9 protein-coding genes are annotated in these 10,686 nt (G+C 45.6%); 7 read left to right on the top strand and 2 right to left on the bottom strand.

Annotated features, from left to right (window positions below; genetic code table 11):
- A partial coding sequence (locus QZ735_RS08130; RefSeq protein ID WP_294246695.1) for a LacI family DNA-binding transcriptional regulator occupies positions 1–249 on the bottom strand: 249 nt, incomplete at its 3' end.
- A gap of 243 nt (positions 250–492) precedes the next feature.
- Here QZ735_RS08130 and QZ735_RS08125 point away from each other — a divergent pair.
- The 4 genes from QZ735_RS08125 (at position 493) to QZ735_RS08110 (ending at position 6,186) form a co-directional block, all read left to right on the top strand.
- Positions 493–2,910, top strand: a complete 2,418-nt coding sequence (locus QZ735_RS08125) for a TonB-dependent receptor (RefSeq protein ID WP_294246692.1) — start codon at positions 493–495, stop codon at positions 2,908–2,910.
- A gap of 62 nt (positions 2,911–2,972) precedes the next feature.
- Positions 2,973–4,127 carry a glycoside hydrolase 100 family protein gene (locus QZ735_RS08120; protein WP_294246689.1) on the top strand — a complete coding sequence of 385 codons (1,155 nt, stop codon included), beginning with the start codon at positions 2,973–2,975 and terminating at the stop codon, positions 4,125–4,127.
- Entirely contained in the window at positions 4,124–4,774 is a 651-nt protein-coding gene (locus QZ735_RS08115) for a hypothetical protein (protein ID WP_294246686.1), read from the top strand. The genes QZ735_RS08120 and QZ735_RS08115 overlap by 4 nt, the downstream gene beginning before the upstream one ends.
- On the top strand, positions 4,771–6,186 hold the full coding sequence (locus tag QZ735_RS08110; RefSeq protein ID WP_294246683.1) for an MFS transporter: 1,416 nt from the start codon (positions 4,771–4,773) through the stop codon (positions 6,184–6,186). The genes QZ735_RS08115 and QZ735_RS08110 overlap by 4 nt, the downstream gene beginning before the upstream one ends.
- 78 nt (positions 6,187–6,264) lie before the next feature.
- Here QZ735_RS08110 and QZ735_RS08105 read toward each other — a convergent pair whose 3' ends face one another.
- The gene (locus QZ735_RS08105) at positions 6,265–6,672 is read right to left on the bottom strand and encodes a hypothetical protein (RefSeq protein WP_294246680.1); all 408 of its coding nucleotides are present in this window, start codon (positions 6,670–6,672) and stop codon (positions 6,265–6,267) included.
- 570 nt (positions 6,673–7,242) lie between these two features.
- Between QZ735_RS08105 and QZ735_RS08100 the strand changes: the two genes are divergently transcribed.
- The 3 genes from QZ735_RS08100 to xylA all read left to right on the top strand — a co-directional run.
- Positions 7,243–7,968: an NUDIX domain-containing protein gene (locus QZ735_RS08100; protein ID WP_294246678.1), complete on the top strand. Its 726-nt coding sequence runs from the start codon at positions 7,243–7,245 to the stop codon at positions 7,966–7,968.
- 18 nt (positions 7,969–7,986) lie between these two features.
- The gene (locus QZ735_RS08095; RefSeq protein ID WP_294246673.1) at positions 7,987–9,471 is read left to right on the top strand and encodes an FGGY family carbohydrate kinase; all 1,485 of its coding nucleotides are present in this window, start codon (positions 7,987–7,989) and stop codon (positions 9,469–9,471) included.
- Between the two features lie 107 nt (positions 9,472–9,578).
- Positions 9,579–10,686 (top strand): xylose isomerase (xylA, locus tag QZ735_RS08090; protein WP_294246670.1); only part of this gene is annotated, 1,108 nt, incomplete at its 3' end.

The following is a 10,686-nucleotide window of genomic DNA, read 5'->3' as shown; positions in this document are numbered from 1 at the left end:
AATCCCCTTAATGATGGAAGGAACGAAGAACATGGAGATTTCCGGGATGATGAGCCCGATCACTTTCGAAGATTTTTTTCTGAAATTAACGGCAAAATCATTGGGAATATAATTAAAGGTTTCCGCCGCCTCCCTTACCCTGCGTTTTACGGCATCGCTGATATCGGGATGATCCTTGAGCGCCCGCGATACGGTAGACGCACTGATATTGAGCATTTCCGCAAGGTCTTTTATGGTAATTCTTTTCATTTTAGGTTAATAGAGACAATTTTTGGGTGAATTTAGCAATGATTTATGACTTTTAAATTGTTAAAATACGTTAAATAAATGAGGTGATATTGTTAATGAAAAGTTAAAATAAAAACAGGTTATCCACCGCAAACGTTTGCGCAAACGTTTGAAATTTACATTCCGTTTACATCCCGTTAAAACTGTATTTTGGATAGGGTAAAAAAAATACTTTTAGACCATAACAAAAAACTTCAGCAAGATATGGAATCTAACATGTTTACCAAATTATTCATCTTCGGAGCAATGAATACCGCAGCTTTTATGTTTGCGCAAAATACTCCTAATGATACACTTACCAGGGATAAAGCCATTGATGAAGTGGTGATTACAGGAAATTCAAATCCCAAAGCTTCCATCAAGACCAGCACTTCCATTTCCACTCTTAAAATGAAAGATATAGAAAACGCTGCTCCCAGAACCACTGCGGAAATTTTCAGGACCATTCCGGGGATCCGTTCGGAATCTTCCGGAGGTGAAGGGAACTCCAATATTACCGTAAGGGGAGTACCGGTTTCAGCGGGCGGATCAAGATACCTGCTGATCCAGGAAGACGGCCTGCCGGTGATGCAGTTCGGGGATATTGCCTTCGGAACCCAGGACCAGTTTACCCGTTTCGATTCTTTCGTGTCCCGTGTGGAAGCACTGCGTGGAGGCTCTGCATCGGTATTTGCCAGCAATTCTCCGGCAGGAATCATCAACTTTATTACCAAAACCGGTGAAAGGCAGGGTGGAAGCATTACCCAGCAGGTTGGACTGAATTACAGGAATTACAGGACCGATTTCGACTACGGAACCCCGATCGGAGAAAATACCTTCATCAGTGCCGGCGGATTTTACAGAGTAGGCGACGGGCCGAGGAAAACGGGATTTAATTCCAATAACGGCGGACAGTTCAGGATTTCTTTGCTTAAAAAATTCGAGAAAGGAAGCTTCAGGATATATGCCAAAGTGCTGGATGACCGTACGGCAGCCTATATGCCGATGCCGGTTTCTGTTACCGGAACCGACAGCAGCCCGAAATGGTCATCGGTATCCGGATACAATGCACTCACCGGTGCCCTGCAGACCATCAACCTCCAGCACGACCGTACTGTAGGCGGAAACGGGAATATCCTGGACAGTGATATTTCAGACGGGATGCACTCCGTATCCAAAGCCTTAGGTGCAGAGTTCAGCTACGATCTGGGAGACGGCTGGAAATTTGAAGAAAAAATGCGGTATGCGGCCAATGGCGGCCAGTTTATCGCTCCCTTTCCTGCCAGTGTGGGAACCGGAACTGAAATCCTGGCCTCTATTCCCGGTTTTTCCAGAGCCGTATACAGCGGAACGAATACATCGGTGGATATGAATGCCAACTATATGAGAATGCACCTGTTCAATGTAACGCTTAACAATTTCAATAATTTTTTCAATGACTTTAATTTCAGTAAAAAGTGGAACAGCGTAAAATTGAATGCCGGGCTCTATAAAGGGCTCCAGAACATCAATATGTCCTGGGTATGGAACACCTACCTCCAGGAAGTCAGCGATAATAATGCAAGGCTGATTGAGGTGTACAATGCGGCAGGAACAGCTGTCACAGACCACGGCCTGCTGGCATACGGGGTTCCGGCATGGGGAAACCTGAACAGGAATTACAATACCAAGTATGATGTAACTGCGCCGCACGCCCAGGTGGAATTTAATGCTACAGACAAGCTCACCATTGATGCCGGTGCCCGGTATGATTTCGGAAGGGTTTCAGGAAGTTTCTCCGGGGTTACCAACACCAAAACGGTACGTGATATGAACGGGAACGGCGTGATCGATATTCCTGAACAGAATGTAGCCACCAATGATAACATCAATGTCCCGGTACATTACAGATACGGAATCTTCGGCTATTCGGTAGGGGCCAACTATGCTTTGAATGGCCGCAATGCAGTATTTGCGAGGGTGAGCCAGGGCGGAAGTGCTTCCGCAGACCGGATCTTATTCTCAGGATACAATTATACCAATAGCGATGATCCTGCACTGGATGCGGTGAAGGTGAATAAGGTAAACCAGGTGGAAGCCGGATACAAACTGAGAGGCACAGGGTATTTCCTCAATACGACTTTATTCCTCGCCAATACAACCGAAGCCAATTTTGAAGCAACGACCCAGAGGAAGACAGAGAATAAGTACCAGTCTTACGGGATAGAACTTGACGGCTATTATAAAATCAGCAGGATGTTTGAAGTAAAAGCCGGGCTGACGTATACCCACGCAGAAATCAGAAATGCATTGGATCCTTCGATTATCGGAAATATGCCGAGAAGGACGCCAAAGCTGATGTATACGGTAAATCCTAATTTCAATGTGGAAAAATTAAACGTCGGGTTCTATGTAATCGGCGTAACGAAATCCTATACACAGGATTCCAACAAGCTGATGATGCCGGCTTATGCCATTGTAAATCCTTATATTTCCTATCAGGTGCTGAAAAACCTTTCGGTAGCCGTCAACGGAAACAATATTTTCAATACCATTGCCGTGACGGAAGCGGAAGAAGGCTCTATCGTGGGCGGTAACGGAATCGTAAGGGCCCGTACTTTACCGGGAAGCAGCTACAGCGTAAGTGTGAAATTCGATTTTTAAAAGATAAAAAACAAAGCGGTACCGGTGCCTTACCGGCGGGTGCCGCTTTCAAAAAACAAATTATGTTTAAGGAAGAAGCTTTAGGAGTAATCAGGAAAGCCATTACGGAAGAGGGCCTGCTGGCTTCGGCACAGCAGAGGGATAATTACGCAAGGGTATGGGCAAGGGATTCCATGATGACCGGCTACGCCGGAATACTGGCCGGCGACGACGCCGTCGTCAAAGGGCTCGGGCTGTCTGTTTTCACACTGGCAAAGCAGCAGGCGGAGAACGGGCAGATCCCGTCGAATGTTATCCAAGGAAAAGCCAGCTTCGGAACGCATGTAGGCCGTACCGATGCCACCACCTGGTGGACAGCAATAACCTGCGAGTATCTGAAGGTTTCAGAAAACCGGGCAGCGCAGGAACAGTTAAGAGAACCTCTTTACCGGGCCCTTTCCTGCCTTAAGACGTGGGAATACAATCAGCGGGGCCTGCTGTACAGCCCGCTGGGCGGCAACTGGGCAGACGAATATGTGACCTCGGGATACACGCTCTACGATAACGTATTGCGGTACTGGGCTTTACGGAATGTTTCGGAACTGTATGAAGATGAGGAACTGAAGGTGCTGGCTTCAGAAGCCAAAGTGCTTATCCAGGAAAATTTCATCAAAAACGGATCCGGTACTGCAAAGTATCATCAGACCGCCTATGAAAAGGCTTCGGCAAAACCTTATTTCTGGGCAGCCCTGAATGCCAACGGATACGATGAGAGATTTGATCTCGCCGGAAATGCGCTCGCCCTTTATCTTGGTTTTGAATTGGATCTTCCTGCTTTTTCGGATTTTCTGACGGAGATCAGTGGTAGATTCAATCACTGGATGCTTCCTGTTTTCCATCCGGTAATTTTTCCGGGTGATGAAGACTGGCGGCTGCTGGAAAACAACTACAGTTACAGTTTCAAGAACCGGCCGTACCATTTTCACAACGGCGGATCCTGGCCTGTTTTCCTGGGCTGGCTTTGCCTTGGCCTGAAAAGACAGGGGATGTATAATATCCCGGAACGGATTCTGGCCCAGTATGAAGCCCTGATGCAGGAAAAAGGAAATCATTTCAGTGAGTATTATTCCACAGATGAACTGCTGCCGCTGGGTACCGGACAGCTTTGTTTTTCCGCCTCAGGATACCTGATGATGATCCATGAAGATTCTTTACCCTCTAATAATGATGCACTATGATCGGCGATACTATTGAACTGAATGAAAACCACCTGGCTACGGCCGGAAAAATACTGGACCTCCTGAAAGAACAATTTCCCTTACTGCAAAACTCAGGAATAGCTGTAGGAATAGCCGGCGAAAGCGGAAGCGGCAAGTCGGTGACCGCTTTTGCGCTTCAGAAAGTCCTGTCCGGGAATGGCATAAAAAGCCTTGTGTTACAAATGGATGATTATTTCAGGCTTCCTCCGAAAAGCAACCACGAAAACCGGCTGCTTTCCCTGGCCCATGTAGGTCCCCAAGAAGTTGACCTTGAAAAACTTTCCCGGAATATCCGTGATTTCAAAGAAGGGAAACCGGTGACCGAAAAGCCGCTGGTCCACTATCAGGAAAACAGGATCCTAGCGGAACAGCTGGAAATTTCAGGCATTGACATTCTTATTGTGGAAGGAACATATATTTTTGAAACCGGAAAATTGGATTATAAAATATTCATCGACCGGAATTACAAGGACACCTATGATAACCGGATGCAGCGGAACCGTGATGAGCAGAGCGGCTTTGTAGAAAAGGTGCTCGATATCGAGCATCACATCATCCGTAATTTTAAGAAGGATGCCGATCTGATCCTCGGCAAAGATTATAACCCTGTAATTCCTGAATCATGATGACAAAAAAAATCATTCCCCGCCTCAGTTTCTGGCAGATCTGGAATATGAATGTGGGCTTCTTCGGTATCCAGTACAGCTTTGGACTGCAGCAGACAGCCGTTAACCCGATCTACTCTTTCCTGGGTGCCCATGCCGAGCAGCTGCCGATCCTGAACCTTGCCGGCCCGATCACCGGGCTCCTGATCCAGCCGCTGATCGGTGCCATCAGTGATAAAACCTGGAGTAACCGGTGGGGAAGGAGGAAGCCGTTCTTCCTGTTGGGAGCGGTATTGTGCAGCCTGGCGCTGTTTGCTTTTCCGTTCAGTTCCAGCATCTGGATGGCTGCCGGACTTCTCTGGATCCTTGATGCCGCCAATAATACCGCTATGGAGCCTTACCGGGCTTTTATTGCCGACAAGCTTCCGCAGGAACAGCAGACTTTCGGATTCCAGATGCAGAGCCTGTTCGTGGGAGCCGGGATTACGCTGGCCAATCTTTCGCTGTTTGTATTCCAGAAGTACCTGGGCGGAAACACTGCTAACGGCGGAATCCCCGTCTGGGTGTATTACTCATTTTTTCTGGGCTCGTTCTGTTCCGTGGCATCGGTAGCGTGGTCGGTATACAAAACACCGGAAATACCGCCTGATGAAAAAGAACTTGAAGAATTGAGAAGCGCCAGGGACCAGAGTCATTTTTTTACGCCTTTCCTGGAAATTGCTGTAGCCATCCGGAAAATGCCCCGCGTGTTGTGGCAGCTGGCACTGGTATATCTGTTCCAGTGGTATGCACTCTTCTGTTACTGGCAGTTCATCACACCGATGCTTAAATGGTCGCTGTACGGAATTTCGGAAGCTCAGGAAGAAAAAGCAAACCGCATTGCAGAAATGGCCAAAAGGGGAAGGTCTGTTGCAGATTCTGATTTCTCCTGGGCTACAGAAATTCTTCATAAGGTAGAAGTAGCAGTAGGGCAGACCGGCCTGATGAACGGTTCATATAATATCGTAACCATTTTTTCCGCATTGCTGCTGGTGCCGTTTGCCAGGAAATTCTCGGCGAAGAATACGTATATTTTCTGCCTGTTCCTTACGGGGCTCGGAATTTTAACACTGCCGTTGATAAAAAACGAATATCTGATCCTGCTGCCGATGGTGGCACTGGGAATCGGGTGGGCAGCCATGATGGGATTGCCATATTCTATGGTATCGTCAGCTATACCATCTCAGAAACGAGGAATCTATATGGGGGTAATCAACATGATGATCGTTATCCCGATGCTGATACAGACTGTAACCTTTGGTACCCTTTACAAAACAGTGCTGAACAGCAATCCGTCAGCAGTCATTACAATGGCCGGCGTCCTGTTTATCATAGCCAGTTTCTGCGTGTTCAGGATGAAAAAAACAGCCGGACAGGATTCCGCTGTTTTATAAATAAAAGCCGTCTCCTCACCGGGGACGGCTTTTTATATAGAATGATACTGATTATTTATACAGTTATCCAAATGCCTACTATCCGTACTTGCGGCTGGACGCAGTGTAGCTTGCTGCAGGGCTTATGCCATGAAAGTTATTATAGGTATAATAGAGGTCTTTGAAGTAGATTTCGTCTGTTTCATATCTTTCCGCCACCTGAACAGCTTTCCGGTATTTCGGAATATCTGCCTTTACCTGTTTAGTACAATTGCACTGCAGGTGATCGTTTTCTTCATGCTTACGAAGATCAACAATTACAATCTCCGTATGCTCATATTTTTTTACCTTTTCAAATGTTTCCTGATCCAGGGTGAATCTCGGTTCACCATGGTAGAAGAAATGATCAACAATATCAGGATGTTGGATATCTTTCTTATCAAGGGGCGCAGATGAGCAGTAACCATTGCATTTTGTGCAGACAGCAACCTGTATTTTTATAGACATAGTGTAGTGATTTATGTGTTGTGCTGTTGCTATATCAGAAGTTGTGCCATACAGGCCTGTAATAAGAAAAATTATCATCCGATGCTGCAATTCCTAAATATAAAGGGATTTTCTCTTTTGAAAAGTCATTATTATTTAATGTTAAGTTCTCAAACAATTCACCTGGATTACAGATTCCGGTTTTGCATTTTGACACTTTTTTCATGGCTTGCTTATAAAAATGGTAAAGCAGAAATCAGTTTTTTTGTGGTTTTTGAGGCTGAAAAGTGTTTTTTTTACACTTTTAATTAAAAAAATATTCAATGTCTTTTACGATTTGTTATCATAGGAACATGAGGCGGATTTCGATCTTTTTTTCTTTTATTTTTTTTTCCATAATCTGTTGTCAATTCATACTTTACAACTTATATAAGTGTGTTAAATATGATAAGCTTATCATAAATTTAATACAAATCTTATCATTAAAATTCGATATGTAAACCATTGATATGTAGGTGGTAGTGTAAAATTTATTTTTTTTATTCGATTGAATTTTTATATTTGTGATGTTACATAAATGTTAACACTTAAATGAGCCCAACTTTTATTCATACGTATGTTTCTGTAGACTGTGTTGTATTCGGATTTGATCACGAAAACAGGCTGAATATTTTACTGGCTCAGCGTCACGTGGAAAATATTCCTCTGGAGAGACAGAAAAAATTGCCGGGCAGCCTTATCTTCAGTAATGAAGATGTGGATGATGCCGCCCAGAGGGTTCTTCATGAGCTTACAGGCATCAAGAAGATGGTCCTGAAACAGTTCAAATGTTTTGCAGACCCTGCAAGGGCAGACAGCCAGAACGATATCAAATGGATGGGCAACGAGTACAAGCATGATATCGACCGCATCATTACCGTTGCCTATCTCTCCCTCTGCAAGATTGATCATAAGATCAACAGCACGAAATATGATACGGTAGACTGGTGTCCGATTGATGAAGTTCCTTCGCTGCCTTTCGACCATAACAAGATCATCAGCGAATCTCTGGTGGAAATCAGGAAATGGATTGAATCCGACTTCTCCATTATCTTTGAAATGCTGCCGAAAAGATTTACGATCAGGCAACTCTATCAGCTGTACAGTGCATTGAGTGAAAAATACATCGATATCAAAAACTTCCACAAAAAAATATCTTCGTTCAATTATATTGTGCCTTTAGAAGAAATCGAGAAAAACGTATCGCACCGCGCGGCCCGGTATTATAAATTCGATGCTAAAGTATATAAGAAGAATAACACGAAATTAATTAAATAATCCCCCTTTCTCTACATTATGTATTTACTAGGCTATGACATCGGCAGTTCTTCTGTTAAAGTTTGTCTCATTGAGGCATCCAGCGGAAAAGTGATTGCTTCAGAATTTTCCCCTAAAAAGGAAATGAAAATTACGGCAATCCATCCCGGCTGGGCAGAACAGAACCCGGTAGACTGGTGGACCAATCTGAAACTGGCCCATGAAGCGGTAATGCATGAATCCGGTGTGCATCCGGAAGACATCAAAGGGATCGGGATCACCTGGCAGATGCACGGGCTGATCCTGGTGGATAAAGACCAGAACCTTCTGCGTCCCTCCATCATCTGGTGCGACAGCCGTGCCGTGCCTTACGGGGAAAGAGCTTTCAAAGCAATCGGTGAGGAGAAGTGCCTTTCCCATCTGCTGAATTCACCGGGAAATTTTACAGCCTCCAAGCTGGCCTGGGTGAAAGAAAACGAACCGGAGCTTTTCGAAAAGATCGATAAGATCATGCTGCCGGGAGATTATATCGCCATGCGATTGTCCGGCCAGATCGGGATGACCATTGAAGGCCTGTCAGAGGGAATCTTCTGGGACTTTAAAAACAACTGCATTTCGGAAGACATTATCAGGTATTACGGAATCCCGGAAAGCTTTTTCCCTGAAATCGTTCCTACTTTCGGGATCCAGGCTACGGTTTCTGCCGCTGCCGCCCGGGAACTGGGTCTCAAGGAAGGGACCCCGATTTCCTACAGGGCCGGAGACCAGCCGAACAATGCACTTTCCCTGAATGTTTTCAATCCCGGGGAAATCGCTTCCACCGCAGGGACGTCAGGTGTAGTGTACGGAGTGCTGGATCAGCTGGAATATGATAAACTGTCCCGTGTGAATACCTTTGCCCACGTTAATTACACTCCGGAACAGACAAGACTGGGCGTACTGCTTTGCATCAACGGAACCGGCATCCTGAATTCATGGCTGAAGCATAATTTTGCTACTTCGCTCTCTTCCTACGGAGATATGAACGACATGGCTTCACTTTCGCCGATCGGTTCCAAAGGACTGAGCATCATTCCTTTCGGAAACGGGGCGGAGAGAGTGCTGGAAAACAAGGATACCAGCTGCTCCATCCACGGGATCAATTTCAACATCCATTCCAAAGGGGATATTCTCCGCGCTGCACAGGAGGGAATCGTTTTCTCTTATGAGTACGGAATGAATATCATGAGAAATATCGGGATGGATATCCAGGTGATCCGTGCCGGAAATGCCAATATGTTCCTGAGCTCCATTTTCAGACAGTCGCTGGCCAGTGTCAGCAACGCCGTTATTGAGCTTTATGATACCGATGGTGCGGTAGGCGCAGCAAGGGCGGCCGGAATGGGAATCGGGTTTTATGCAGACTCAAAAGAAGCCTTCGCTTCCCTGGAAAAAATAGCGGTTATCGAACCGGAACATGAAAAGCAGGAACAGTATACGGAAGCTTATTCACGATGGACGAATCATCTTAAAGAAATTATCTAAATACAACGGATTTCAGGGGATTTCCACAGTACTTACCGGGTTTTTCAGGCCGGTGAGCAGGGAACCTTCACATAAAAATGTAAAATTTAAAAATAAATAAAAACAATATGAACACTTTAACAGGTACAAAAGAGTTTTTCACAGGGATCGATAAGATTAAGTTTGAAGGAAAGGAAAGCAGAAACCCAATGGCGTTCCGCTATTATGATGCAGAAAAAGTAATCATGGGGAAACCGATGAAAGACTGGACCCGTTTCGCAATGGCCTGGTGGCATACCTTGTGTGCCAACGGAAGCGATCCTTTCGGCGGGGCAACGATTCACCATCCTTGGGATATGGGCAATGACCCGGTAACCAGAGCCATGCACAAACTGGATGCCGGTTTCGAATTCATGTCCAAAATGGGCTTTGAATACTACTGCTTCCATGATATCGACCTGGTAGATCCTGCTGACAACTGGAAAGATTATGAAAAAAACCTTCAGGCAGTAGTAGAATATGCCAAGCAGAAGCAGGCGGAAACGGGAATCAAGCTTCTCTGGGGAACAGCCAACGTATTTACCCACGAAAGATACATGAACGGTGCTTCCACCAACCCTAACTTCGACGTGCTGGCATGCGCCGGGACCCAGGTGAAAAATTCCATCGACGCGACCATCGCTCTCGGCGGTGAAAATTATGTATTCTGGGGTGGTAGAGAAGGGTATATGAGCCTTTTAAACACGGATATGAAACGTGAAAAAGACCACCTGGCACGTTTTCTTACCATGTCAAGGGATTATGCCCGTCAGCAGGGATTCAACGGGACTTTCCTGATCGAGCCTAAGCCGATGGAGCCTACCAAGCACCAGTATGATTACGATTCCGAAACCGTAATCGGATTCCTGAGACATTACGGACTTGATAAGGACTTTAAACTGAATATCGAAGTTAACCACGCTACTTTGGCCGGCCACACTTTTGAGCATGAACTTCAGGCAGCTGTGGACGCAGGAATGTTAGGAAGTATTGATGCCAACAGAGGGGATTACCAGAACGGCTGGGATACGGATCAGTTCCCGATCGATTACCTGGAAATGGTTCAGGCATGGCTGGTATTACTTCCTGCAGGAGGTTTAGGCACCGGCGGAGTGAACTTCGATGCAAAGATCAGAAGAAACTCTATCGATATGGAAGACCTGTTCATCTCTCATATTTCAGGAATGGATGTTTTTG

It is taken from the genome of uncultured Chryseobacterium sp., from assembly GCF_913776365.1.
Lineage (GTDB): Bacteria > Bacteroidota > Bacteroidia > Flavobacteriales > Weeksellaceae > Chryseobacterium.
This window is presented reverse-complemented; position numbering and strand designations above follow the sequence as displayed.

Excerpts from the sequence above, each read along its gene's own strand:
- QZ735_RS08125 (WP_294246692.1), top strand. The coding sequence starts at position 493 with ATGGAATCTAACATGTTTACCAAATTATTCATCTTCGGAGCAATGAAT.
- QZ735_RS08120 (WP_294246689.1), top strand. The coding sequence starts at position 2,973 with ATGTTTAAGGAAGAAGCTTTAGGAGTAATCAGGAAAGCCATTACGGAA.
- QZ735_RS08115 (WP_294246686.1), top strand. The coding sequence starts at position 4,124 with ATGATCGGCGATACTATTGAACTGAATGAAAACCACCTGGCTACGGCC.
- QZ735_RS08110 (WP_294246683.1), top strand. The coding sequence starts at position 4,771 with ATGATGACAAAAAAAATCATTCCCCGCCTCAGTTTCTGGCAGATCTGG.
- QZ735_RS08105 (WP_294246680.1), bottom strand. The coding sequence starts at position 6,672 with ATGTCTATAAAAATACAGGTTGCTGTCTGCACAAAATGCAATGGTTAC.
- QZ735_RS08100 (WP_294246678.1), top strand. The coding sequence starts at position 7,243 with ATGAGCCCAACTTTTATTCATACGTATGTTTCTGTAGACTGTGTTGTA.
- QZ735_RS08095 (WP_294246673.1), top strand. The coding sequence starts at position 7,987 with ATGTATTTACTAGGCTATGACATCGGCAGTTCTTCTGTTAAAGTTTGT.